The organism is Xylanimonas sp. McL0601, from assembly GCF_049852175.1.
Lineage (GTDB): Bacteria > Actinomycetota > Actinomycetes > Actinomycetales > Cellulomonadaceae > Xylanimonas.
Map to the genome: position 1 here is coordinate 351,577 of NZ_CP187527.1, position 23,092 is coordinate 374,668.

The following is a 23,092-nucleotide window of genomic DNA, read 5'->3' on the forward strand; positions in this document are numbered from 1 at the left end:
AGGAGAACCTCTACGGACTCGCGAGCGCGGCGAGCCGAGCCAGTCCCTGTCCGGTGGACGCGCCCAGCCGTTCGAGCGCGAGATCCAGCGCGGCGGAACCCGGATGCCCCGGCGGGATCCGCGCGGGGTTGAGGGCCACCTCGTTCGACCAGGCCTTGATGTCGGGCTCCGCGGTGAACGACTGGGAGGCTCGCGTGCCGAGCACGGTCATCCGCGCCCAGTCCACCCGGGAGTTGCCGTAGGGCGACGGCGGGCACAGCCGGTTCTTGACGTCGTCGTCGCGACGGGTCGCCTCGACGTATCCCACGAGCGCGGCGCCGAAGCAGGGGAACCCGGCGCGGATGGGTTGCAGAGTGATCGCCTCCGGCCGCCAGACGGGCACGAGCGGCGGCTGCCTCAGGCCGTCGGCCGCGCAGTGCACGACGACGGCGTCGTCGGCGACCGCCACCGACCCGTCAGCGAATGTCAGCGTTCCCCGGGAGACGGAGTCGAGGTGGCCACGCCGGACGACGTTCTCGACCGACCGGAGGAGCTCGAGCTCCCAGGTGGCGAGGGTCGGTGTCTTCGCCATGGTCGGCGTCACGGCGCGGTCGATGCGGATCATCACCCCCGCGTCCTCGAGCCGCAGGAAGAGGTCGTCCAGCGAGGCCGCCCGAGCGGCGGACTCCATGACGTCCGCAGCCATGCCGAGAAAGACGGCGGGATCGGGCTGCACGACGGCACGGTCGAACATCCAGGGGTCGCGCGGGCGAACCCAGCAGATCGCGTCGGGATCGACGCCGTTCGTGAGCAGCCAGACGATCGCGTCGGTCGCCGTCTTGCCGGAGCCGGCGATGACGTACCGGCTCGGCGCCGAGTCCAGGCGGACCAGGTCGTTGACGGGGACGACCCGGGCGTCCCGGTCGACGCCGAACGGGGGCGGCGTCTCCGCGGGGATCGTCGGCGCGAGGTACGTGGCGTCGACCACCCTGCACTCCGGCGGGACGCCGAGCCGCTCGCCGGAGAGGTGGGAGACGACGGCGCCGTCGGCGTGCTCGCTGCTTCCGTAGAACGTGACCTTGCCCGACGTCAGCATCGCGTCGAGCACACGCTCGTAGTAGTCGCAGATCTCCGGCTGGGACGCCCGCTCGTAGAGCCCTTGCTCGGGGCCCTCCTGCTGGATCTCGCCGCCGAGCACGGAGGAGGCGACACCGTAGAAGGCGGAGGCCTGGTGCAGGCGGACGAAGGGGTAGGCCCCGAGCCAGTGCCCGCCGACGGCGTGGCGGCGGTCGACGAGGGCGACGCGCACGTCGGCGTGCTGGATCAGCGCGTCGGTGAACGCCATCCCCGCGGCACCGGCGCCGACCACCAGGTAGTCCGCCTCGATGGCGCGCGTCACCCGCCCAAGTTACCAACCCTGAGAAGAGCCCTGAATCAACCCCGAAACCCCACGTCGGGGTGTTCTCGTGACCGACCTGGACGGCTAGGTTCGTGCCGTGCCCGTCATCGCCACGGATCGACTTACCAAGCGCTACCCGAGGGTCACCGCGCTCGACCAGCTCACGGTCGAGATCGGCGAGGGCGTCACCGGCCTGGTCGGCGCCAACGGTGCCGGGAAGTCGACCCTCATCAAGGTCCTGCTCGGCCTCACCGAGTCGACGTCGGGCAGCGCCACGGTGCTGGGCCACGACGTCCACGACGAGGGGGCGGCGCTGCGCGCCCGGGTCGGCTACATGCCCGAGCACGACTGCCTGCCCGCCGACATCTCGGCGACCGAGCTCGTCGTCCACCTCGCGCGGATGTCCGGCCTTCCGCCGGACGCCGCGCGCGAGCGGACCGCCGACACGCTCCGTCACGTCGGACTGTACGAGGAGCGGTACCGGCCCATCGGCGGCTACTCGACCGGCATGAAGCAGCGCGTCAAGCTCGCCCAGGCGCTCGTGCACGACCCCGACGTCGTCTTCCTCGACGAGCCCACCAACGGCCTCGACCCGGTCGGGCGCGACGAGATGCTCGGCCTGGTCAGGCGCATCTACGACGACTTCGGCATCTCCGTGCTCGTGACCTCGCACCTGCTCGGCGAGCTCGAGCGCATCTGCGACCACGTCGTCGTCGTCGACGGCGGGGTGCTGCTGCGCTCGTCGTCCGTCGCCGACTTCACGCAGGCGAGCGCCCAGCTCGCCGTCGAGGTCACCACCGACCCGGCTGCCGCCGCCGCGGCCATGACGGCCGCCGGGCTGCAGGTCACGAGGGACGGGCTGGTGCTGCTGGTCGAGCTCGCCGGCGACGAGACGTACGACCTGGTCCGCGACGTCGTCGCGGACCAGGGTGCCGGCCTCGTCCGCCTCGAGCTGCGCCGCCACCACATCTCCGAGGTCTTCGAAGGGCAGGCCGCCGATGTCGCAGTCTGAGCCGGCACCCACCGGCGTCATCCACGACATCGGGTACCGCGGCTACGGCGGCACCCGGCTGAGCCGCCGACGCATCGGCTTCGGGCTCTACACGCACACCCTGCGCGGGATCTTCGGGCTCGGGCGAGCCGCCAAGTCGAAGGTCGTCCCCTTCGGCATGGTGATCGTGATGCTGCTGCCCGCGGTCATCCTCGCCGTCATCTCCGTCGTCGGCGCCAGCCAGGGCGGGCTCACCGAGCCGGTGCTGCCCTACACACGGTTCGCCATGGTGACCCAGGCGGCCATCGCGATCTTCGTCGCCGTCGCGGCGCCCCAGGCCGTCTCGCTCGACCTGCGGTTCCACACCCTGCCGCTCTACCTGTCGCGACCGCTCGAACGCGTCGACTACGTCCGCGCCAAGCTCGCCGCCCTGGCGACCGCCGTCTTCCTCCTGATCGCGGTCCCCCTCCTGGTCATGTACCTGGGCGCGCTCGCGGCGGAGTTCGACGCCGGGACCCAGACCGTGGGCTTCCTCAAGGGTCTCGGCGGGGCGGTGATGTTCGCCGTCGTCCTGGCCTGCGTCTCGCTGCTCATCGCGTCCTTGACCTCCCGGCGCGGGTTCGGGATCGCGGGCATCATCACGGCGCTCGTCTTCACCTACGCGACCGTCACGAGCCTCGAGGCCCTGGTCGCCTCCGGTTCCGCCAACTCGTCGTCCGCCGGCTGGATCGGGCTCTTCTCCCCGATGACGCTCGTCGACGGTGTGCAGGTCTGGGCCTTCGGCGCCGAGCCGTCGTCGCCCGCCGGGCCGCCGAGCGACACCGCCGGGCTCGTCTTCCTCGTCGTCCTGCTCCTGCTCGTCGTCGTCTGCTACTGGGCGCTGGTCCGGCGCTACCGGAAGGTGAAGATCTGATGGCCACGCTCGAGGTCACTGCCTGCTCGCGGTGGTACGGCAACGTCGTGGCCGTCAACGACGTCACCATGACGATCGGCCCGGGCATCACGGGGCTGCTCGGCCCCAACGGGGCGGGCAAGTCCACGCTCATCCACATGCTCGCCGGCTTCCTCCCGCCGTCGGCCGGGACGGTGACGCTCGACGACGCCACGATCTGGAAGAACCAGGGCGTCTACCGCACGATCGGCCTCGTCCCCGAGCGCGAGGCCACCTACGACTTCCTCACCGGCCGCCAGCTCGCCCTCGCCAGCGCCGAGCTGCACGGGCTGGCGGACCCCGGAGCCGCCGCCGACCGCGCCATCGCCACCGTCGAGATGGACCACGCCAAGGACCGCAAGGTCGGCGAGTACTCCAAGGGCATGAAGCAGCGCATCAAGATGGCGGCTGCCCTCGTGCACGACCCCGCCGTGCTGCTGCTCGACGAGCCGTTCAACGGCATGGACCCCCGGCAGCGCCTGCACCTCATCGCGCTGCTGCGCGCCATGGGTGCCGCAGGCCGGACCGTGCTGTTCAGCTCCCACATCCTCGAAGAGGTCGAGCAGCTCGCCCACCAGATCGAGGTCGTCGTCGCCGGCCGGCACGCCGCGTCGGGCGACTACCGCGAGATCCGCCGCCTCATGACCGACCGCCCCCACCAGTACACGATCACGTCGAGCGACAACCGCGCGCTCGCCGCCGCGCTCGTGTCGGACGGCTCGACCGCGGGAGTCAGCCTCGACGGCACGACCCTGCGTGTCCAGGCCACGGAGTTCCTCCGCTTCGCCGAGCTGCTGCCCCGCGTCGCGCGGGACGCGAACGTCCGCCTGTACGAGGTCTCGCCCGCCGACGAGTCGTTGGAGAGCGTGTTCTCCTACCTCGTCACCACCTGAGAGGTGTCATCCGTCGTGAACGGCACGATCATCCGGCTCACCGCCCGCGGCGTCCTCGGCGGCAGGCGCCTGTGGCTGCTCGTCGCCCTGGCCCTCGTGCTCGTCGGCATCGCGGTCCTGACCCGGGCCCTCGTCCCCGTCTCCGAGACCGACGCCGCGATGCTCGTCCAGGGCATCGCCTTCGGCACGTTCCTGCCGCTGTTCGGCCTGATCGTCGGGACCGGGGTCATCGGCCCGGAGATCGACGACGGGTCGATCATCCACCTGCTGTCCAAGCCGATCTCCCGGCACACGATCGTGCAGAGCAAGCTCGCCGTCGCGATCGCCGCCGTCATCGGCTTCGCGGTGGTCCCGACGATGCTCGCCGCCGCCATCCTGGGCTCCGGCGGGCGCGCCGTCCTCGCGTTCGGCGTCGGCGCGCTCGCGGCCGGGGCGCTCTACGCGGTGCTCTTCGTGCTGCTGGCGGTCGTCACCCGGCACGCCGTGATCATCGGGCTGGTGTACGCGCTGGTGTGGGAGAGCCTGGTCGGCAGCTTCGTGCCGGGCGCTCGCAACCTCAGCGTGCAGCAGTGGGCGCTCTCCGTCACGGAGTCCATCGCCCCGCCAGGCCTGGTCACGGCCGACGTCGGGCTGGGCGTCGCGTGGACGCTCATCCTCGGCGGGTTCGCGGCAGCGACGTGGTACGCGGGCAGCCGGCTGCGCGTGCTGACGCTGGCCTCGGAGGACTGAGCCCGCTACGCCGTCGCGCTACGCCGTCGGCACCGCGTACCGCTCGACGAACGCGCGCAGGATGCGGTGCGGGTGCACGATCTCGCGCGAGGTCGCCCACGCGACCGTCTCCTCGTACTCGGCCGGCGCGAAGTACCCGAAGTCGCGGTAGATGTCGATGCGCTCGCGCACGCCCGCGTGATCGAGCTCCGGGTGGAACTGCGTGGCGTAGAGGTTGTTCCGGACGCGGAACATCTGCACCGGGCAGTCCGCCGACGACGCCAGCCGCACGGCGTCCGCGGGCAGCTCGCGCACCGCTTCCTTGTGCCCGACCAGGGCGTCGAAGCGGGGCGGGACACCGGCCAGGAGCGGATCGACGAGCCCCTCGGGCGTGAGCTCGATCGTGACGGGACCGACGCGCTCGCCGTAGGTCCGGTCGACGACGGCGCCCTCGTGCGCACCGAGGGTCCCGACGCCGTAGCACATGCCGAGGAACGGGAAGTCGCGGTCGACGACCTCGTCGAGCAACGCCGCGAACTCCTCCTCGACCCGCCGCTGCTCCGCCGACTTGTCGTCGGCCGGGTCCGAGGCGTTGAACGGGCCGCCGCCGACGATGATCCCCGAGTAGTCGTCGAGGGCGAGCGGAGGCATCGGCTCGCGCTCGAGCCGCACCCGGTGCAGCTCGTCGGCGTCGAGGCCGCCGTAGTGCAGCACCGCGCGGTGCTCGCCGTCGGCGGCGAGGTCCTGCGCGCGGGTGGCGAGCAGAAGGAACGGCTTCATGGCGGCACCGGCATCAGCACGGGACAGGGTGGGTGGGACAGGGTGGGCGGGACAGGGTGGGCGGGACAAGGTGGTAGGCCCGGACTGCAGGGCGCCCAGGCCTACGCGTCCACAGTGCAGGGGTCGGCGGAGGGCTGCAACCGCAGCCCGAGGTCGCCCGTCAGTGCACGGCGGCCAGCAGCACCCCGACGCCGACGAACAGCCCGCCGAACACCCGGTTGACCACCCGCTGCGCGGACTCCCGCGCGGTCAGCCGGCGGAGCCCGCGGGCCGCCGTCGCGAAGAAGAACCACATGACGGCGACGTCGATGACGACGACGGTCGCGGTCAGGACGGCGTACTGCGGCAGCAGCGGCCGGGCGGGCCGGACGAACTGCGGCACGAAGGCGAGGAAGAACACGATCGCCTTGGGGTTGGTCAGGTTGACCAGCAGTCCGCGCCGGAACATCGCCCACGCCGGCTCGCGCACCACGGGCCCGACGACGTCCGCCGGCCCCGCCACGGAGCGTGACCGGAGCAGTCGCACGCCGAGGTAGACCAGGTAGGCGGCTCCGACGTACCGGATGGTGTCGAACAGCAGGGGCGTACGGGCGACGAGCACCCCGACCCCGGCGGCCACGATCGCGATGTGCACGAGCAGCGCGAGCTGCTGCCCGAGGATGCCCCAGATCGAACGGAGCCATCCGGAGGCCAGCGAGTTCGCCATGGTGTTGATGGCGCCGGCGCCTGGCGTCAGGGAGATGAGGGCGCCCGTGGCGACGAGGGCCAACCAGAGCGAGAGCGACACGGCGAGCAGCCTAAGGCGCGCGTGGCTCGCGGTCGCTCTTGTGAGGTCGCGCACATCGGGCCCACGGGCGCCCTCTAGGCGTATTGTGAACAACGTGTCCAGTAATAGCCAGGCTCCGCGAGCCGGCCGGCCGCGCTCGGAGAGCGCGCGGCTGGCGATCCTCGACGCCGCCGCGGACCTCGCCCTCGCAGAGTCCCGCGTGCCGACCGTCGACGCGGTCGCCGCGCGAGCGGGCGTCTCGCGCACCACGATCTACAAGTGGTGGCCCTCGGCGTCCGCGGTGCTCGCGGAGGGCCTGCTCGAGAGGTTCCACGAGAGCATCGAGTTCGACGACTCGCTGCCCGTCCGCGACGCGCTGACCCTGCAGGTCGGCGCGCTGGTCAGGCTGCTGCGCGAGACGCCGGCCGGTGCGCTGCTGCGGCAGCTGCTCGCCGCCGCGGCGAGCGACGAACGGCTGGCGAACGCGCTGCTCGAGCGGTGGATGGACCCGCGCCGCGAGCGCGCCGCCCACCACCTCGCGCGGGGCGTCGCCCAGGGCGAGCTCCGCGCGGACGTCGACGTCGAGCTCGTCGTCGACGCGCTGTTCGCCCCCGTCTACCACCGGCTCGTGTGGGGCCATGCACCCCTCGACAGCGATCTCGCCGGGCAGGTCTGCGACCTCGTCTGGCCGGCGATCTCCGCGCGCTGAGCCGCTCCCCTCGACACCCGCCACAAGCAACGTCACACCCGTCCACCCACGAAGAAGGACAAAATGGCCACCGTCGCCAAGAACATGGTCGACACCCTCGTCGCCGCCGGCGTGAAGCGCGTCTACGGCATCCCGGGCGACTCCCTCAACGGCTTCACCGACGCGCTGCGCGGCTCCGGCATCGACTGGGTGCACGTGCGCCACGAGGAGGCCGCCGCCTTCGCGGCCGGCGCCGAGGCCGCCCTGACCGGGAAGATCGCCGTCGCCGTCGGCAGCGCAGGCCCCGGCAACCTGCACCTCATCAACGGGCTGTTCGACGCCCAGCGCTCGCGCGTCCCCGTGCTGGCGATCGCCGCCCACATCCCGACGGCGGAGATCGGCAGCGGCTACTTCCAGGAGACGCACCCGCAGGAGCTCTTCCGCGAGGCCTCCGTCTACACCGAGTACGTCGCCTCCCCGAGCCAGATGCCGCGCATCCTCAACACCGCGATCCAGACGGCGCTCGAGAAGCGCGGCGTCGCCGTCGTCGTCATCCCGGGCGACATCGCGCTGGCCGAGGCCGAGGACACGACGGTGACCCCGATCCGGGCCACCAAGCCGCGCATCCTGCCGTCGCAGGAGGAGCTCGGCGAGGCCGCGGCCCTGCTCAAGCAGGCCAAGCGGGTGACGATCCTCGCCGGCGCGGGCGCTCAGCACGCGCACGACCAGGTGGTCGCGCTGGCCGGCAAGCTGGCCGCGCCCGTGGTCCACACGCTGCGCTCCAAGGAGTTCGTCGAGCACGACAACCCGTACGACGTCGGCATGACGGGCCTGCTCGGCTTCGCGTCCGGCTACCGCGCGCTGGAGAACGCCGACACCCTGCTCATGCTCGGCACCGACTTCCCCTACCGGGCGTTCCTGCCCGAGAAGGCGAAGGTCATCCAGATCGACCTGCGCGGCGAGCACCTGGGCCGGCGCGTGCCGCTCACGCTCGGGCTGGTGGGCGACGTCGGCGACACCGTCGACGCGCTGCTCCCGCTGCTGGACCAGAGGACCGACCGCAACCACCTCGACGACGCCCTCGACCACTACGCCAAGACCCGGACCAAGCTCGACGACCTCGCCACCCCGCGCAAGGGCGACCAGCCGCTGCACCCGCAGTATGTTGCGCGGCTGATCGACGAGCTCGCCGCCGACGACGCCGTGCTCATCCCCGACGTCGGATCGCCGGTCATCTGGGCGGCCCGCTACCTGCGCATGAACGGGCGGCGGTCGCTCATCGGGTCGTTCATCCACGGGTCGATGGCCAACGCCGTCCCGCAGGCCGTCGGGGCCGCGGCCGCGACCGGGCGGCAGGTGGTCACGCTCTCGGGCGACGGCGGCGTCACGATGCTGCTCGGCGAGCTGCTCACGCTCACGCAGAACAAGCTGCCCGTGAAGGTGGTGGTGTTCAACAACTCGTCGCTGAACTTCGTGGAGCTCGAGATGAAGTCGGCCGGGTTCGTCACGCACACCACGGGCCTTCAGAACCCGTCGCTGGCAGCGATCGCCGAGGCCGCGGGGCTCAAGGCGTTCCGCGTCGAGCGGTCGAAGGACCTGCGCAAGGCGCTCACGGAGGCGTTCGCGTACGACGGGCCCGCGCTGGTCGACGTCGTCACCGAGCGTCAGGAGCTGACGATCCCCCCGTCGATCAAGCTCGACCAGGCCAAGGGCTTCGCGCTGTACACGCTGCGGACGCTGCTCTCGGGGCGCGGCGACGAGCTGCTGGACCTGACACGGGCGAACCTCCGCCAGGTCTTCTAGTCGGGAGACCGAACGGTTGTGGGACTCTGTGGCTCCGGTGATCCGGCCCGATCACCGGAGCCACAGAGTCCCACAACCGTTGTGGCTGGGTCGTGGTTCACGGCACGCGCAGGATGCGGACCGGGTCGCGGCGGGCTGCCAGCAGGGCGGGCGGAACCGACCCGGCCATGGCGGCGAGCACCGTCAGGGCCGCAAGCGCGATGACGTAGGCGAGCGAGGGGACGGCTCGCGAGGTCACGGCCACGACGGTGCTGCCCACTACGGTGCCGAGTACCGCGCCGGCGCAAGCGGCGAGCCCGGCGTGGATGAGCACGAGCACCACGATCACGGAGCGGCTGGCTCCCAGGGCGCGGCGGCGGCCGAAGTCGCGCCGACGTGCCGAGACCATGCCGAGCATCGTCACACCGACAACGACGACGCCCACCGCGAGGACCGCCGCGGTGAGCTGGCGTGATGCTGCGCCCAGCCGCCCGGAGACGACCTCTCTGAGGCGCATCGCCGCGTCGGACGTCTCCACGGTGAGCCGCTCCGGGTGGTCGACGTGCAGGGCCGCCTTGACCGCTTGGGCCACCGCAGGAACTTCGACCGCCGAGCGGGCCGTGACGTAGAGATACCTCAGCGGGACGTCCCGGTCGGGGGTAACAAGGACCGTCTCGTCCAGACGCGCGAGAGCGCCGCGAGCGTGGACGACGCCGACCACCGTGGCCTGGACGCGCCCGGCGGTGACCGGTCCGGCGCCATCGGTCAGCCCGAGACGCTGCACGGCGCCGACCCCGGCGACCGCCTCGCCTGGGCGCTGCGGCAGCCGGCCGGAGACGAGGGTCACGTCGTCGGGCAGCGTGCCGACGTAGTCGCGCAGGGGCACCCCGGCAGTCGCGGGCGCGCGTTGGCCGCTGCCGGCGACGGCGTCGGTCGCGGGGCCGAGACCCAGCGCCCACGACACTCCGTGGACGCCGGCGGCCACGGCCACCGAGTCGGGTGCGAACCCCGCGTTGCCGGAGCCGTCCGTCACGGTGATCAGCCGCGTCCCGGTCTGGTCGATCGTCGAGAGCACCTGCCGCTCCGTCGCCGCGGTACGCCCCGCCGTCACCATCACGACGACGCAGACCAGCGCGACCACGAGAAGCGCCGCCGCCGTCGCCACCGGTTGCGCGAGGGTTGCGCGGACACCGTCGACGAGCAGCGCGCGTGGCCGGGGGTAACCCGAGTTGGCCATCTCAGCCCACCACGACGTGCCGGTCCGCGGCCCGCGCCAGGGTCTGGTCGTGCGTCGCGAGGATGACGGTCGCCCCGCGGGCGGCGTGCGCGCGCAGCGCGTCCCAGACCACCTGGGCGCTCGCGTCGTCCAGGTTGCCCGTCGGCTCGTCACCGAAGACGACGCCCGGATCGGTGACCAGCGCCCGGCACAGCGCTACTCGCTGCGCCTGGCCGCCGGAGATCTCGCCGGGCCGGTGGCCGGCGCGATGCCCGACGCCAAACCGTTCCAGCAGCACCCGCGCCCGGGCGCGCGCCGTCCGGGTGGGGATGCCGGCGATCAGCGCGGACTCGCACACGTTGTCCAGCACGGTGCGCGACGGGTCCAGGATCGCGTCCTGGAACACAAACCCCGACCGGGCCGCTCGAAGGCGGGCGCGCTCGCCGTCGGGCAGCGGGCCCACCGGCCGGCCCTCCCACAGGAGGGTCCCGGCCGTGGGCGGAAGCAGCAGGGCCAGCACGTACAGCAGCGTGGACTTGCCCGCACCGGACGCCCCGGTCAGGACCGTGACCGTCCCGGGCACGACCTCCAGGTCGAGAGAGTCCAGCACCGGGTCCGCACCCCGGCGGTAGGCGAAGGTCACTCCCGCGGCTGTGATCCGCAGGCCGTCCACGGCAGCTTCCGCCGGCAGCGGGGCCGAGTCGGGCTCGACGGTGCCGGTCTGGAAGCGCGCGGTCACTGCGCAGCCGCCGGCGTCGGCGAGGCTCCGGGCGCCGGGCCGCTGCCCGCAGCAGGCGCGCCGTCGGCGAACAAGCGCACCACGGTGCCCACGTCAACCCCGGTCACGACGGCGCGCGACGCGTCGGCCGCCTTGACCGTGACGGTCACCCGAGTCCCGTCCAGCAGCTTCACGAACCGCGTCCCGTCCGCGGCGGTGCCGAGCGCGGCGGGTGGCACCGCGGGACCGCTCACGTCGGGCGTCGTGACCACTCGCGCCGAGAGCACCACGTCCTGGGACGTGTACGGCAAGGCAGAGCAGTCGGTCCCGCAGACCGGGCCGCCGCCTGCCCCGTCCAACCTGAGCGTGACGTCGCCCGTCTCGGTGGTCGTCGCGTCCGCGACCACGCCGTGCCAGACCTTCCCGTCGGGGCCTTGGATGTCGACGGTCGTGCCCGTCGTCGGGACGGTGTCGGCTTGCTGTCCCGAGCCGACTGTCACCGTGAACTGCGGCGTCGCCTCGACGATCGAGACAACCTGCTGCCCGGCCGTGACCCGGGCACCGACGCGCACCGTGTCGTCGAGGACGATGCGTGCAGGCACGGCAGGCACATACACCACATCGCCCGAGTGCACCACGCCGTCCGGGTCGATCCCCAGCGCTCGTTGCCAGGCGCGGACCGCAGTGGTCGTGGACGAATCGAACCGCCCGCTCGCCTTCCCGCGTAGGTGTCCGAGTCCGATCAGCAGACTTTGAAGCTGTGCGACGTCCTCGCCATGGGAACCAGCCGCCAGCTCACGGAAGGAGGGCACCTGCCCCTGTGCCACCACGACGGGGCGCAGGTCCACCGTGAACAGCACGTCGCCTGGCCGCACCTCTTGTCCCGGCTTCGCGGAGATGCCCGTCACCGTGCCCTCGCTCGCCCCGGTCCCTGCCGGGTGAGCGGGCCAGCGCGCTGTGACCGGCAGCGGTGTGCTCTCGCCCACCGTCGCTTCCGTGACCGTATACGTCGCAGTCGCAGCCCCTTGCTGCGGGACGCGAGGTGGAGAGAAGGTCGCCCGCCCCGCCACGACGCCGACGACGAGCGCCGCTGTCACCGCGGCAGCCCATCCCACCCGGCTCGCGACCCGCCTACCCATCAGAACGCCACCTGCGGGCAAACCGTCGTCAGCTCGTCGACATTCGATGGGGGCAGCGCATCGATGACCGGGTCGCCGTACGGCGTCCACATGACGATCTCGCGCAGCCGCTCTTCGGTAGTGGCCGGGTCGTAGCTCTCGCGGGCGGCGTCGAGCCAGGCGTCTTCCGACTGCGGCTCAGCCATCGCATATCCCTGCGCGACCAGGCAGGCGCGCACGTCGAGGTCTTTGCGGTACTCGTCACGCAGCTCGGCATCCGTCTTGGGCGGTGGCTGCGTCGGCAGGCCCATCGACGTCCGGCACGTGTCGAGGTCGCCCGGAAACCGCTGCATGTCGGCTTTGCTCAGCCCCTCCTCGACACCACCGAGGGAGGTGACAGTGAGGTCCCAACCCTTGCCGTCGAGGCATGCCTGCAACGCAACCCGGTACTCCTCCTGCTTCTGTGCCTGCTGTGCGAACCATGCGGGCGGGGACCAAGCGGGAGCCACAGGATCGCCGGCGCCTCCACCGCAACCCGACAGGACGCACAGCATCGCTCCGGCCAAGCTGCCGACGGCCAGTCGAGCCCACTGCGCGTGCGCCACCGGCGCCGCAGTGCGCGAACGCGGGGCTTCGCCCCGCGCTCCGCGGTGCCGCGTTCAGGCACAGGTCCAGCCTGCTGCCACCATGCGGACTCGCTTCATTGCGACTCCATTCCTTAAGCCCCGAGGGGATCTGCCTTGTGCCGAGCAGCATCCTGACCTGCGGGAACGTACCACTCGAAGAGTTGGGTTCGCAGGAGGGCGAGCGGTGGGTCGCCGTGTCGCTGCGCGGCACATTTTCGACGTAGCGGCACCCGCCTGGGTTCCCGAGCATTCCGGCCTGGGACTGGGTCGTGAGACGCAGTCGTCCCGGGATTCTGGGCGACCCAGTGCCAGGTGTACCGTGACGCTCGCCAACGCGGGGAGCTCGGGGCAACCGGGCTGAGAGGGTGGCCGGGCGCGCAGCGCCGGCGTCGCCGACCCGAGTACTTGACCTGGGTAATGCCAGCGGAAGGACGTGCCGACGGCACGGCGTTGGGCGGAACCATCGCCCGCTTCACCACGCCTCGCCGACGGTGGGCGGCTGCATGCGCGCAGCCGGTCGGCCGTGCTGCCGGCGTCCCCGGGTCACGACCCGAGGAGTCACGCATGATCGCCGAGATCCAGGTCCTGCCCCGCCCGCTGGGCACCGACACCGACCGCTACGCTCACGTCGACGCCGCCATCGCCGTCATCCAGGAGTCCGGGCTCGAGTACGAGGTCGGGGGGCTGGGCACTGTCGTGGAGGGCGCGCCCGACGAGATCTGGCCGCTGCTGCGTGCCGTGCACGAGGCGACGCTCGCCTCCGGCGCGGACGGCTGCATCAGCGTCATCAAGGTCTCGGGAGCGCGCGACGACGACGGCCCGCGCGTGGCCGATCTCGTCGGCAAGTTCCGGGCGTGAGGCGCGGGTCCAGTCTGCGGCGCGTACCGGCCGCCTATCCACGAGGGGGCCTGCGGGGGGCGGCAGGGCGCGCTGCGGTACGCCGCCTCGCCGTCGGCACGCTGACCGTGGTCGTCCTGCTGGCGGCCTGGGAGACCCTCGTCGGGGTGAACCACCTGCCCGAGTTCGTGCTGCCGGCCCCGTCACGCATCGTCCGACGCGCGTGGGAGCTCGGGCCGCTGCTCGCGCACCACAGCCTGACGACGTCGGTCGAGGCGGTCGGCGGTCTCGCCGTCGGGACGCTGGGCGGCTGGGCGCTCGCGGTGCTCATCTCCGCGTTGCCGCTGCTCGGCGACGTCACGCACCCCGTGGTGCTGCTGTCCCAGACGCTGCCGACGGTGGTGCTCGCCCCCCTGATGATCCTGTGGGTCGGGTTCGGGCTCACGCCCAAGGTGCTGCTCGTCGGGGTGACCGTGTTCTTCCCCGTACTCGTGGCGACGTCGGCGGCGATGCGTGCCGTCGACGCCGAGCATGCCGACATGGTCGCGGGGCTCGGCGGCACGCGCTGGCACCAGCTCTGGCTGGTGCGGCTGCCCGCCTCGGTGCCCGCCGCGCTGAGCGGGCTGCGCATCGCCGCCACGTACGCCGTCGGCGCGGCCGTCGTGTCCGAGTACCTCGCCGGGACCAGCGGTCTCGGCGTGTTCATCCAGCATTCCCGCAAGGCGTACGCCGTGGACCAGATCTTCGCCGGCCTCGCCCTCATCGCCCTGCTGTCCGGGGTGCTCGTGCTCGCCGTCGTGCTGCTGAGCCGCCTTGCCACTCCGTGGCAGCGTCCGTCGTCCGCCTCATGAGGAGTCTTCACTTGCGTCTCGCCCGTCCCGTCTCCGGCCTCGCCGCCCTCGCTGCCGTCGCGCTCGCCGCGGGTTGCGGAGGTGGGTCCGCCGCCACGCCGTCGTCGTCGGGCCCGACGACGCCGCTGACCGTCGTCCTCGACTGGACGCCCAACACCAACCACTCCGGGCTCTACCTGGCGCAGGCCCGCGGGTACTTCACGCAGGCCGGTCTCGACGTGACGATCGTCGAGCCCGGCGAGACGTCCGGGCTGCAGATGGTCGCGGCGGGGCGGGCCGACGTCGCCTACTCCGTCTCCGAGGAGCTGCTGCCCGCGCGCGCCCAGGGTGCCGACGTCGTCTCCATCGCGGCGGTGATCCAGCACAACACGTCGTCGCTCATCTCCCTGACCAAGGACGGCATCGCCCGCCCGCGTGACCTCGCCGGCAAGCGGTACGGCTCCTACGGGTCGGACCTGGAGAACGCGATCATCCGCAAGCTCGTCACGTGCGACGGCGGCACCCCCGATGCGGTCAAGATGACGCCGCTGGTCAGCGACGACTTCCGCATCGGGCTGACGCAGGACCAGTTCGACGCCGCGTGGGTATTCGACGCGTGGGACACCATCCGCCTGCGCGACGTCGACGGCATGGACGTGAGCACCATCCCCTTCGCCGACCACACCGACTGCATCCCCGACTGGTACACGCCGATCCTGGCGACGTCGCGGTCGGAGCTGTCGTCGAAGGGTGACGCGCTCAAGGCGTTCATGGACGCTGTCTCGCACGGCTACCAGGACGCGATCGCCGAGCCGTCGGCCGCCGCCGACGCGCTGCTGAAGGCGGCCCCGGAGCTGGACCCGAAGCTCGTGAAGGCGAGTGCCGAGTGGCTGGCGACCCGGTACACGGACAACCCGGCGCACTGGGGTCAGCAGGACGCGGCCGTCTGGAACGGCTTCGCAGGCTTCCTTGGGGACAACGGCCTGCTGAAGGGCGACCCGCAGGTGAAGGACGCCTGGACGAACGCGCTGCTGCCGGGGGCACGGTGACCGGCAGGCCATCGCCTTCCCCTTCCCCTTCTTCTGCATTGCGAGATCTCGGCAGCTCGGGAAGCCGACCTCTCGACACCATGCAGAAGAAGGGAGAGGTGGTCCTTGCCGCCCGGGGAGTCTCCGTCAGCTTCGGCGGGCTCGGCGTGCTTCAGCGCGTGGATCTCGAGGTGCTCGACGGCGAGTTCGTCGCCGTCGTCGGGCCCTCCGGGTGCGGCAAGTCCACGCTGCTGCGCGCCTTCGCCGGGCTGCTGGGGCGTGAGGCGTCCGTGACAGGTGGGCTCGCGAGGCCCGCGCTCGACGACGGGCGGCCCGCCACCGCGTGGATGCCGCAGCGCGACGGGCTGCTGCCCTGGCGGCGCGCGCTGCCCAACGCGCTGGTCGGGGCCCGGGTCGCAGGCGGGCCCGGGGCCGCCGCCCGGGAGCGGGCCGCCGAGCTGTTCGAGACGTTCGGACTCGCGGGGTTCGAGCGGGCGTGGCCGCACGAGCTCTCCGGCGGCATGCGACAACGGCTCGCGCTGCTGCGCACGTGCCTCGCCGGCCGGCCGGTGCTGCTGCTCGACGAGCCGTTCGGGGCGCTCGACCCGTTGACGCGGCGACGCATGAACGACTGGCTCGCGAGGCTGGACCTCGCGGGCGGGGCGCTCGCGGGCGGGGCTCGCGCGGGCGGAACTGGCGCGGGCGGGGCTCGCGAGGGCGGGGCTCGCGAGGGCGTGAGTGACGCCGGCGGGCCGGGCACCGCCGTCGTCCTCGTGACTCACGACGTCGACGAGGCGGTCACGCTCGCCGACCGCGCGGTGGTGCTGAGCGAACGGCCGGGTCGAGTGGTGCTGGATCTGGATGTTCGCTCGCATCCGGCGCCGCGGCAGGCGCTGCTGGAGGCCCTCGGCGTCGGCAACCCTGCTTAGGGGAGCCAACGTCCGCGAGCTCGCCCGCCTGCTGCGCCGGATCCACTCCATCGAGGGCATCTACCGCCGGTGCCACCCGTTCTGGTTCGTCCCCCGTGCCTGCGTGGACGGCGCGCGCCGCCTCGGCGTCGCGCTCCCGGACGGGCTCGACGGCGTCATACGGGAGGCGGACGTCCTCGAGGCCCGCTCCGCGGCCCGCGGCGAGGGCAGCGCCTACTGCCACAACGACTTCGAACGAGCCGGCGGCGCGTCGGCGCGCGGGCCCTCAGGCCCGCGCGCTCACAGCCCGAGCATCGCGCTCGCGACGACGAAGTAGATCACCAGGCCGAGCACGTCGACGACGGTGGTGACCACAGGCGCGGACACGAGCGCCGGGTCGATCCCCAGGCGCCGCGCGACGAGTGGGCTGATCCCGCCCACGAGCGCCCCGAGCAGGCAGATGAGCAGCAAGGACACCCCGACGACGACCGCGACGTCGAGCCCCGCGAAGAACAGACCCGCGCCGATGGCGAGCGCCCCGAGGCCCGTCCCGAGGAGCAGCCCCGTGCCGGCCTCGCGGATCGTGACGCGGGCGATGTCGGAGGGCCGTACCTCGCCGATCGCCAGCGCGCGCACGCACGCCGACGACGCCTGCGTGCCCACCTTGCCACCCGTGCCGATGAGCAGCGGGATGAACAGGGCGAGCGCAGCCACCTGCTCGAGCGCATCTTCGAACCTGTACGCAACCGTGACGGTCAGCAGCGACACGATGAGCAGGAGCACCAGCCACACCGCCCGCGTGCGGGCGAGGTGCAGCACCGAGACGGCCATGTAGTGGCCCTCCCACCGGCGGGCACCACCCTGACGGGCGGCGTCCTCGGTCTCCGCGTCCTCGATGACCTCGTCCGCGTCGTCGAACGTGAGGAGGCCCAGCAGGCGGTCCTCGGCGTCGACCACCGGCAGGTCGCGGATGTTGGAGTCGGACATGAGACGCGCCGCGGTCTCGGCGGGCTCGGTGGCGCGCACGCGCGGAGTCTCGGTGACGACGAGGTCCGCGACCGTGGCGTCGTCGTCGGACAGGATGAGCTCGCGGAGCTCGACGACGCCGGTGAGGCGGCGCTGGCCGTCGACGACAGGCAGCGTGTAGACGGTCTCGGCGTCGGACCCGCGGGCCCGGATGCGGGCGAGGGCCGCGGCGACGGTGAGGCGCTCGTGCAGCACCACGACCTGCGGCGTCATGTAGCGGCCCGCGGAGTCCTCGGGGTAGCCGAGCAGGGTCGCCGTCATCGTGCGCTCGGCCGGGCTGAGCCCAGCGAGAACGCGGCGCGCGACCTTCGCAGGCAGCTCGCCGAGCATGCGTGCACGGTCGTCGGGGTCGAGGGAGTCGACGAACGCGCTGAACTCGGCGCCGCGCATCACCTCGAGGATCGCCTGCTGTCCGCTCGGTTCGAGGTCCTCGAAGACGGCGAACGCGCGGTCGGGATCGAGCAGGCGGAACGCGGCGACGGCGTCGACCGGGCCCACGCGGTCGATCGCGTCGACGATCTCCCAGACCTGGTGCGAGCGCAACCACTCCTGGGCCATGGCGAAGTCGCCGCTCTCGACGAGCACGCGCAGCGAGTCCTTGGCTGCGGGCTTGTGCGAGGCGGCGTGCTTCTGCGGGGTTGTCGTCGGCAGGGCATAGGTGACCGGCTGCGGCATGGTGGGCTCCCCCCGTGGGCGCGGGCACGTGCAACACCATGGTCGCGGGCGCGCGCCGCGCCTGGCGCGATGTGGCCTGACCTGATGCGCACTTCGGTGCCAGGATGTCGCACGTGGCCGACGACGACCTTCCGCTTACCCTCTGCGTACTGCTGTGGCCCCTGCCCGGGCAGGACGACGCGCTGACCGCCTACGAGGACGCGGTGCTCGCGCTGCTGCCGGACCACGGGGCGCGGCTCGTCTCGCGCGTGCGGCGGACGGCGTCGGACGGGCCGGCGGGGGACGGCCCGCTCGAGGTGCAGGTCATCGAGCTGCCGTCGGGGGAGGCGCTCGCCGCCTACATGGCCGACCCGCGGCGCACGGCGCTGGCCGTGGACCGCGATGCCGCGATCGCGCGCACCCAGATCCTCGACGTCGAACCGCGGTGACCGTGCGGCGGATCCGCGTTGTGCGCGACGCGGACCCGCAGGGCGTACGACGACTCCCGATCAAGTTCCTCGGGCGGGCGTCGGGCTGAGAGCGGTCTGGGATCGTTCATGCGGCCTGCTCGGCGTCTGCCCAGCGAGGGGTGCTAGCGATGGGGTTGCCGTGGCGGTCGGCGAACCGCCAGCCGCCCGTTCCGGTGCCGGTGCCGGTGGGATGCCAGCGCATGGTGACGCCCGTGGTGTCGACGACGGTGTGGTGGTGCCAGCACAGCAGGGCGGCGTTGGCGGTGGAGGTCTCGCCGTGGTGGGCGGCCCAGTGGCGTTCGGCGTGGTGGACCTCGCAGCGAGGGGGTGGTTCGTGGCAGCCGGGCCAGGTGCAGTGCTGGTCGCGGGCGATGACCGCGCGACGCAGCTGCCCGGTAATAGTGCGTTGGGCACGGCCGACGTTGAGGATCTGCCCGTCGGGGCCGAACACGATGCGGGAGATCTCGCTGTCGCACGCGAGCTTGCGCAGCAGGGCGTCGGGCAGCGGACCCGTGGAGCCCTCGAGGACGGCCGGGGTGCGCTCCAGAGCAAGTAGGGCGGCAACGTCGAGCGCACCGGCCCGGTCGCGGCTTCGTGGGGCGAGGACACGGCCGAGGTCGAGGTTCGCGGGGCCGGGATCGAGGCTCGCGGGGTGGGGGTCGAGCGCATCGTCGCCACGCGATCCGGCCCCGAGCGCCTGCTTGAGCTCGGCCCAGGAGACCGTCACGGTCAGGTGGGGACGCACGGCGGCGCCGGTGCCTGCCAGGGAGTGGTCGAGGGTGATGCGGGCCAGGTCGGCCAGCGCCTGGGCGCGGCGTTGCGTGACCGTGCGCTCGTCCTCGGCGGCCGGCACCCCCATCACAGCGTCCAGGGCGACCCGGAGGGCGGTGCCGTGCTCCTCGGTGAGGAACCCGGTCACGTGGTACCCGCCGAGGGTCAGGCCGAGCTCGAGGTGCTCGCGGTCCGTCGCGTCGCGGTAGCCGCGCTCGTCGGCGTCGGGGTCGGCGACGTGCGCGAAGTGGCGGGCCAGCCGCTGAAACCCGTGCACGGCGTACAGGGGCGCCTGGGCCAGCAGGAACTCCTCACTGCTCGGGGCCGGCATCGCGGTGCCGGCCTCGTCCACCCGGGCGGGCAAGCCGGTCACGGGTGCTGCGAGCGCGGCCAACCGCGCGTCGCTCGTGCATACCGAGACCATCGCGGTCACGTGGTCGGCCCCGACGTTGCCGGCCAGGGCCGCGGCCCGGGTCGCGGGGAGCTGGTCCCGCAGGGTCCGCGCGCGTCTGGTCTCGCGGTGGGCCACGCCGCGGGGCACGTCGTCGTGCCGGGCCAGCCACGCGGGGAACGACCGGGACCCGTCCAGCGCCCACACGCCATCGGCCTCCAGCACGGGCAGGATGACCAGCCGAACCGCGTCCTGCCGGTGCGCCAGCCCACGGATCTCCCGCTGGGCGGCGGCGAGCGTGGCCGCGGGCACTTCGTGCAGGGCACCGGACGCGGCGAGCGTGACCAAAGCCTCGACGCCCGCGCGCAGCAGCGCGAGGCCGTCCTCCAGGCAGGCGGCCGCGTCTTGGCGCGCCGGGCACGCGGCCGCGTCATCGCGCACGGGGCGCGCAGCCCCGCCGGTCGCCGTATCGACCATGCCGCCCCTCCCCCCGAAGACAGTGCCGCACCTGACTGAGCGGTCCGCCTGAGCACCGCGACCGCCCTTCGAGAGTATCGAACACATGTACGAATAGCCAGGTCAGATGCCAGATCCGTGGATAACCAACATCCGTCGTCATCCACAACCCGGCGTCGTCGTCGTCGGAGCTGTGGTCGCAGCGCCGGGCCCTTCGCTTCCCGCGAAGCATCCACACCCGCACCTGCAGCGGAGGTCGATGAGGCCCGCCCAGGGACCATGAATCAGCCAGCGCCACACACCCATCTTCACTTGACCCGTTCAAGAAAAGCCGCCAGGGTGAGGCCATGCTCAGCGAGGAAGGCGCCCGGCTCCTGCGCGGCGTCTCGCTGCGGGTGACGAAGCCGCGGCTCGCCGTGCTGGCCGCCGTCGACCGCTTGCCGCACGCCGACACCGAGTCGGTCATCACGGCCGTCCGCGCGGAACTTCCCGAGGTCTCCCACCAGGCCGTCTACGACTCGCTGCACACGCTGACCGCCCTGGGCGTCCTGCGCTGCATCAAGCCGGCCGGTTCCGTGGCGCGCTACGAGACGCGCGTGGGCGACAACCACCACCATCTGGTGTGTCGATCGTGCGGCGCGGTGGTCGACGTCGACTGCGCCGTCGGTGAGACGGTCTGCCTGACGCCGTCGGACGCGCACGGGTACCGGATCGACGAGGCGGAAGTCGTGTACTGGGGCCTCTGCCCGCAGTGCGCCGCGGCTCCCGCCGACGCGGCCGCTCCCACCGACGCGGCCGCTCCCACCGACGCGGCCGACCCGCACGGCTCGACCACCACCGACTGACCCCTGACCACTCCCGTTCCACCGGAAGGATCCCCATGTCGGAGAACCCCGAGGCCACCTGTCCCGTCGTCCATGGCGAGCGAGCCGCACACCCCACGCAGGGGGGCGGCAACCGCGCCTGGTGGCCCAACCAGCTCAACCTCAAGATGCTGGCGAAGAACCCCGTCGTCGGTAACCCGCTCGGCGCGGACTTCGACTACGCGACGGCCTTCGAGTCCCTCGACCTGGCGGCCGTGAAGACCGACATCCAGGCAGCCCTGCACGACTCGCAGCCCTGGTGGCCGGCCGACTTCGGCAACTACGGCCCGTTCATCATCCGCATGGCGTGGCACTCGGCGGGCACGTACCGCTCGCACGACGGCCGCGGCGGTGCCGGCGAGGGTCAGCAGCGCTTCGCTCCGCTGAACTCCTGGCCGGACAACGTGAGCCTCGACAAGGCCCGCCGTCTCCTGTGGCCGGTCAAGAAGAAGTACGGCCAGCAGCTCTCGTGGGCCGACCTCATGATCCTCGCGGGCAACGTCGCGCTGGAGGACATGGGCTTCCCCGTGCTGGGCTTCGGCGGCGGTCGCGCAGATGTCTGGGAGGCCGACCAGGACGTGTACTGGGGCCCCGAGACCGTCTGGCTCGAGGACAAGCGCTATACCGGTGAGCGCGACCTCGAGGAGCCGCTGGCCGCCGTCCAGATGGGCCTCATCTACGTCAACCCCGAGGGTCCGAACGGCAACCCGGACCCGCTGGCCTCCGCGGTGGACATCAAGGAGACGTTCCGCCGCATGGGCATGGACCTGGAGGAGACGGTCGCGCTCGTCGCAGGCGGCCACACCTTCGGCAAGACGCACGGCGCTGCGTCCGACGCCCACCTCGAGGCAGACCCCGAGGGCGCCGACCTGGACATGCAGGGCCTGGGGTGGAAGAACAACTTCGGCTCCGGCGTCGGCGACGACGCGATCACGTCGGGCCTCGAGGTCACCTGGACCTACCACCCGACGCGCTGGGACAACGAGTTCTTCCACATCCTCTTCGCGTACGAGTGGGAGCTCATGGAGTCGCCCGCCGGCGCCAAGCAGTGGCGCCCGATCGACGGTGGCGGCGCGGACCTGGTGCCGCTGGCCCACTCCGACGGCCGCCGCGAGCCGCGCATGCTCACCTCGGACCTCGCACTGCGCTTCGACCCGGAGCTCGAGGCGATCTCGCGCAGGTTCAAGGACGACCAGGCTGCGCTCACCGACGCGTTCGCCCGTGCCTGGTTCAAGCTGACGCACCGCGACATGGGCCCGAAGGCGCGCTACCTCGGCGCCGAGGTCCCGGCCGAGGACTTCATCTGGCAGGACCCGCTGCCCGCCCGGACCCTCGCGGACCTGACGGACGCGCAGGTCGCGGACCTCAAGACCGCTATCGCCGGTTCCGGCCTGACGGTCTCGCAGCTGGTCTCGACGGCGTGGGCCGCGGCGTCGTCGTTCCGCTCCTCCGACAAGCGCGGTGGCGCCAACGGCGGTCGCCTGCGCCTCGAGCCGCAGCGCTCGTGGGACGTCAACAACCCGACGCTGCTCGCCGAGGCGCTGCCGGTGCTCGAGCGCCTCGCGGCCGACGCCGGTGCGTCCGTCGCGGACGTCATCGTGCTCGCCGGTGGCGTGGGCGTCGAGCTTGCCGCCGCGGCGGCCGGCGTGACGGTCGCGGTGCCGTTCGCACAGGGCCGCGTCGACGCGACGCAGGAGCAGACCGACCTCGACCAGTTCGCCTGGCTCGAGCCGTTCGCCGACGGGTTCCGCAGCTACTCGGGCAAGTCGCCGCTCCCGGCGGAGTACTCGCTGATCGACCGGGCCAACCTGCTCGGCCTCTCGGCGCCCGAGCTCACGGTGCTCATCGGTGGCCTGCGCGTGCTCGGCACCAACTACGACGGCTCGGCCTACGGCGTCTTCACCGACACCCCGGGCGTGCTGGACAACGCGTGGTTCGTCAACCTGCTCGACATGGGCACCGCGTGGACGGCGCTCGACCCGGGCAGGCACGCGTACCAGGGCGCCGACCGTGCCACGGGCGCCCCGCGCTGGGTCGGTACCCGCTCCGACCTGGTCTTCGGCTCCAACTCGGAGCTGCGGGCCCTCGCCGAGGTGTACGCGAGCGACGACGCCAAGGAGAAGTTCGTGCACGACTTCGTCGCGGCGTGGACGAAGGTCATGAACGCGGACCGGTTCGACCTGCGCTGACGCGCTCGCACTTCGTACGCCCACGACGCCCCGCTCTCGGCAGCTCGCACTGCCGGGAGCGGGGCGTCGTGCCG

The 23,092-nt window shown here is 72.4% G+C and carries 23 protein-coding genes; 14 read left to right on the plus strand and 9 right to left on the minus strand.

Features of this window, described 5'->3' with window-relative positions; all coding sequences use genetic code 11:
• Nucleotides 1-10: 10 nt before the first annotated feature.
• A complete protein-coding gene (locus ACO4JP_RS01585) occupies nt 11-1,378 on the minus strand; it encodes an NAD(P)-binding protein (RefSeq protein ID WP_425955649.1) in 1,368 nt (455 codons plus the stop codon).
• A 97-nt stretch (nt 1,379-1,475) separates the two neighbouring features.
• Here ACO4JP_RS01585 and ACO4JP_RS01590 point away from each other — a divergent pair, with 97 nt between their 5' ends.
• From ACO4JP_RS01590 to ACO4JP_RS01605, 4 genes are read left to right on the plus strand one after another with little or no spacing between them, the layout of a single operon-like run.
• On the plus strand, nt 1,476-2,390 hold the full coding sequence (locus ACO4JP_RS01590; protein WP_425955650.1) for an ABC transporter ATP-binding protein: 915 nt from the start codon (nt 1,476-1,478) through the stop codon (nt 2,388-2,390).
• Nucleotides 2,377-3,282, plus strand: a complete 906-nt coding sequence (locus ACO4JP_RS01595; RefSeq protein ID WP_425955651.1) for an ABC transporter permease — start codon at nt 2,377-2,379, stop codon at nt 3,280-3,282. Before ACO4JP_RS01590 ends, ACO4JP_RS01595 begins: the two co-directional genes overlap by 14 nt.
• On the plus strand, nt 3,282-4,193 hold the full coding sequence (locus tag ACO4JP_RS01600) for an ABC transporter ATP-binding protein (protein WP_425955652.1): 912 nt from the start codon (nt 3,282-3,284) through the stop codon (nt 4,191-4,193). The genes ACO4JP_RS01595 and ACO4JP_RS01600 overlap by 1 nt, the downstream gene beginning before the upstream one ends.
• A gap of 3 nt (nt 4,194-4,196) precedes the next feature.
• Nucleotides 4,197-4,922 (plus strand): ABC transporter permease, encoded by a 726-nt coding sequence (locus ACO4JP_RS01605; RefSeq protein ID WP_425955653.1) that lies wholly within the window; start codon nt 4,197-4,199, stop codon nt 4,920-4,922.
• A gap of 18 nt (nt 4,923-4,940) precedes the next feature.
• Here ACO4JP_RS01605 and ACO4JP_RS01610 read toward each other — a convergent pair whose 3' ends face one another.
• Together ACO4JP_RS01610 and ACO4JP_RS01615 are read right to left on the minus strand one after the other, a co-directional pair.
• A complete protein-coding gene (locus tag ACO4JP_RS01610; protein WP_425955654.1) occupies nt 4,941-5,681 on the minus strand; it encodes a glutamine amidotransferase in 741 nt (246 codons plus the stop codon).
• A 160-nt stretch (nt 5,682-5,841) separates the two neighbouring features.
• Nucleotides 5,842-6,468 carry a LysE family transporter gene (locus tag ACO4JP_RS01615; RefSeq protein ID WP_425955655.1) on the minus strand — a complete coding sequence of 209 codons (627 nt, stop codon included), beginning with the start codon at nt 6,466-6,468 and terminating at the stop codon, nt 5,842-5,844.
• A gap of 85 nt (nt 6,469-6,553) precedes the next feature.
• Here ACO4JP_RS01615 and ACO4JP_RS01620 point away from each other — a divergent pair, with 85 nt between their 5' ends.
• Nucleotides 6,554-7,156 (plus strand): TetR/AcrR family transcriptional regulator C-terminal ligand-binding domain-containing protein, encoded by a 603-nt coding sequence (locus ACO4JP_RS01620; RefSeq protein ID WP_425955656.1) that lies wholly within the window; start codon nt 6,554-6,556, stop codon nt 7,154-7,156.
• A 63-nt stretch (nt 7,157-7,219) separates the two neighbouring features.
• On the plus strand, nt 7,220-8,938 hold the full coding sequence (poxB, locus tag ACO4JP_RS01625) for a ubiquinone-dependent pyruvate dehydrogenase (protein ID WP_425955657.1): 1,719 nt from the start codon (nt 7,220-7,222) through the stop codon (nt 8,936-8,938).
• A 97-nt stretch (nt 8,939-9,035) separates the two neighbouring features.
• Here poxB and ACO4JP_RS01630 read toward each other — a convergent pair whose 3' ends face one another.
• The 4 genes from ACO4JP_RS01630 to ACO4JP_RS01645 form a co-directional block, all read right to left on the minus strand.
• On the minus strand, nt 9,036-10,154 hold the full coding sequence (locus ACO4JP_RS01630; protein WP_425955658.1) for an FtsX-like permease family protein: 1,119 nt from the start codon (nt 10,152-10,154) through the stop codon (nt 9,036-9,038).
• A 1-nt stretch (nt 10,155) separates the two neighbouring features.
• Nucleotides 10,156-10,872: an ABC transporter ATP-binding protein gene (locus ACO4JP_RS01635; protein ID WP_425955659.1), complete on the minus strand. Its 717-nt coding sequence runs from the start codon at nt 10,870-10,872 to the stop codon at nt 10,156-10,158.
• Nucleotides 10,869-11,837: a peptidoglycan-binding domain-containing protein gene (locus ACO4JP_RS01640; protein ID WP_425955660.1), complete on the minus strand. Its 969-nt coding sequence runs from the start codon at nt 11,835-11,837 to the stop codon at nt 10,869-10,871. The genes ACO4JP_RS01635 and ACO4JP_RS01640 overlap by 4 nt, the downstream gene beginning before the upstream one ends.
• Before the next feature lie 152 nt (nt 11,838-11,989).
• Nucleotides 11,990-12,574, minus strand: coding sequence for a hypothetical protein (locus ACO4JP_RS01645; RefSeq protein WP_425955661.1), 585 nt, complete (start codon nt 12,572-12,574; stop codon nt 11,990-11,992).
• Nucleotides 12,575-13,159: 585 nt separating this feature from the next.
• Here ACO4JP_RS01645 and ACO4JP_RS01650 point away from each other — a divergent pair.
• The 5 genes from ACO4JP_RS01650 to ACO4JP_RS01670 all read left to right on the plus strand — a co-directional run bounded on the left by ACO4JP_RS01650 (nt 13,160) and on the right by ACO4JP_RS01670 (nt 16,535).
• Nucleotides 13,160-13,453 (plus strand): thiamine-binding protein, encoded by a 294-nt coding sequence (locus tag ACO4JP_RS01650; RefSeq protein WP_425955662.1) that lies wholly within the window; start codon nt 13,160-13,162, stop codon nt 13,451-13,453.
• Nucleotides 13,450-14,283: an ABC transporter permease gene (locus ACO4JP_RS01655; RefSeq protein WP_425955663.1), complete on the plus strand. Its 834-nt coding sequence runs from the start codon at nt 13,450-13,452 to the stop codon at nt 14,281-14,283. Before ACO4JP_RS01650 ends, ACO4JP_RS01655 begins: the two co-directional genes overlap by 4 nt.
• Nucleotides 14,284-14,294: 11 nt before the next feature.
• The gene (locus ACO4JP_RS01660; protein WP_425955664.1) at nt 14,295-15,311 is read left to right on the plus strand and encodes an ABC transporter substrate-binding protein; all 1,017 of its coding nucleotides are present in this window, start codon (nt 14,295-14,297) and stop codon (nt 15,309-15,311) included.
• Between the two features lie 98 nt (nt 15,312-15,409).
• On the plus strand, nt 15,410-16,219 hold the full coding sequence (locus ACO4JP_RS01665) for an ABC transporter ATP-binding protein (RefSeq protein WP_425955665.1): 810 nt from the start codon (nt 15,410-15,412) through the stop codon (nt 16,217-16,219).
• 103 nt (nt 16,220-16,322) lie between these two features.
• Nucleotides 16,323-16,535, plus strand: a complete 213-nt coding sequence (locus ACO4JP_RS01670) for a hypothetical protein (protein WP_425955666.1) — start codon at nt 16,323-16,325, stop codon at nt 16,533-16,535.
• On the opposite strand, the gene mgtE is transcribed toward ACO4JP_RS01670, so the two are convergent.
• The gene (gene mgtE, locus ACO4JP_RS01675) at nt 16,499-17,899 is read right to left on the minus strand and encodes a magnesium transporter (RefSeq protein WP_425955667.1); all 1,401 of its coding nucleotides are present in this window, start codon (nt 17,897-17,899) and stop codon (nt 16,499-16,501) included. The genes ACO4JP_RS01670 and mgtE overlap by 37 nt on opposite strands.
• Nucleotides 17,900-18,012: 113 nt before the next feature.
• Here mgtE and ACO4JP_RS01680 point away from each other — a divergent pair, with 113 nt between their 5' ends.
• A complete protein-coding gene (locus ACO4JP_RS01680; protein ID WP_425955668.1) occupies nt 18,013-18,327 on the plus strand; it encodes a hypothetical protein in 315 nt (104 codons plus the stop codon).
• A gap of 106 nt (nt 18,328-18,433) precedes the next feature.
• On the opposite strand, the gene ACO4JP_RS01685 is transcribed toward ACO4JP_RS01680, so the two are convergent.
• A complete protein-coding gene (locus ACO4JP_RS01685) occupies nt 18,434-19,987 on the minus strand; it encodes a DUF222 domain-containing protein (RefSeq protein WP_425955669.1) in 1,554 nt (517 codons plus the stop codon).
• A 326-nt stretch (nt 19,988-20,313) separates the two neighbouring features.
• On the opposite strand from ACO4JP_RS01685, the gene ACO4JP_RS01690 reads away from it, so the two are divergent.
• Both ACO4JP_RS01690 and katG read left to right on the plus strand, forming a co-directional pair.
• Complete coding sequence (locus tag ACO4JP_RS01690) at nt 20,314-20,811, plus strand: Fur family transcriptional regulator (RefSeq protein ID WP_425955670.1); 498 nt, start codon at nt 20,314-20,316, stop codon at nt 20,809-20,811.
• A gap of 35 nt (nt 20,812-20,846) precedes the next feature.
• Complete coding sequence (gene katG, locus ACO4JP_RS01695) at nt 20,847-23,018, plus strand: catalase/peroxidase HPI (RefSeq protein WP_425955671.1); 2,172 nt, start codon at nt 20,847-20,849, stop codon at nt 23,016-23,018.
• Nucleotides 23,019-23,092 lie beyond the last annotated feature (74 nt).

Coding starts and splice junctions, on each gene's coding strand:
- ACO4JP_RS01610 (WP_425955654.1), bottom strand. CDS start 5,681: ATGAAGCCGTTCCTTCTGCTCGCCACCCGCGCGCAGGACCTCGCCGCC.
- katG (WP_425955671.1), top strand. CDS start 20,847: ATGTCGGAGAACCCCGAGGCCACCTGTCCCGTCGTCCATGGCGAGCGA.
- ACO4JP_RS01630 (WP_425955658.1), bottom strand. CDS start 10,154: ATGGCCAACTCGGGTTACCCCCGGCCACGCGCGCTGCTCGTCGACGGT.
- ACO4JP_RS01650 (WP_425955662.1), top strand. CDS start 13,160: ATGATCGCCGAGATCCAGGTCCTGCCCCGCCCGCTGGGCACCGACACC.
- ACO4JP_RS01600 (WP_425955652.1), top strand. CDS start 3,282: ATGGCCACGCTCGAGGTCACTGCCTGCTCGCGGTGGTACGGCAACGTC.
- ACO4JP_RS01685 (WP_425955669.1), bottom strand. CDS start 19,987: ATGGTCGATACGGCGACCGGCGGGGCTGCGCGCCCCGTGCGCGATGAC.
- ACO4JP_RS01690 (WP_425955670.1), top strand. CDS start 20,314: ATGCTCAGCGAGGAAGGCGCCCGGCTCCTGCGCGGCGTCTCGCTGCGG.
- poxB (WP_425955657.1), top strand. CDS start 7,220: ATGGCCACCGTCGCCAAGAACATGGTCGACACCCTCGTCGCCGCCGGC.
- ACO4JP_RS01595 (WP_425955651.1), top strand. CDS start 2,377: ATGTCGCAGTCTGAGCCGGCACCCACCGGCGTCATCCACGACATCGGG.
- mgtE (WP_425955667.1), bottom strand. CDS start 17,899: ATGCCGCAGCCGGTCACCTATGCCCTGCCGACGACAACCCCGCAGAAG.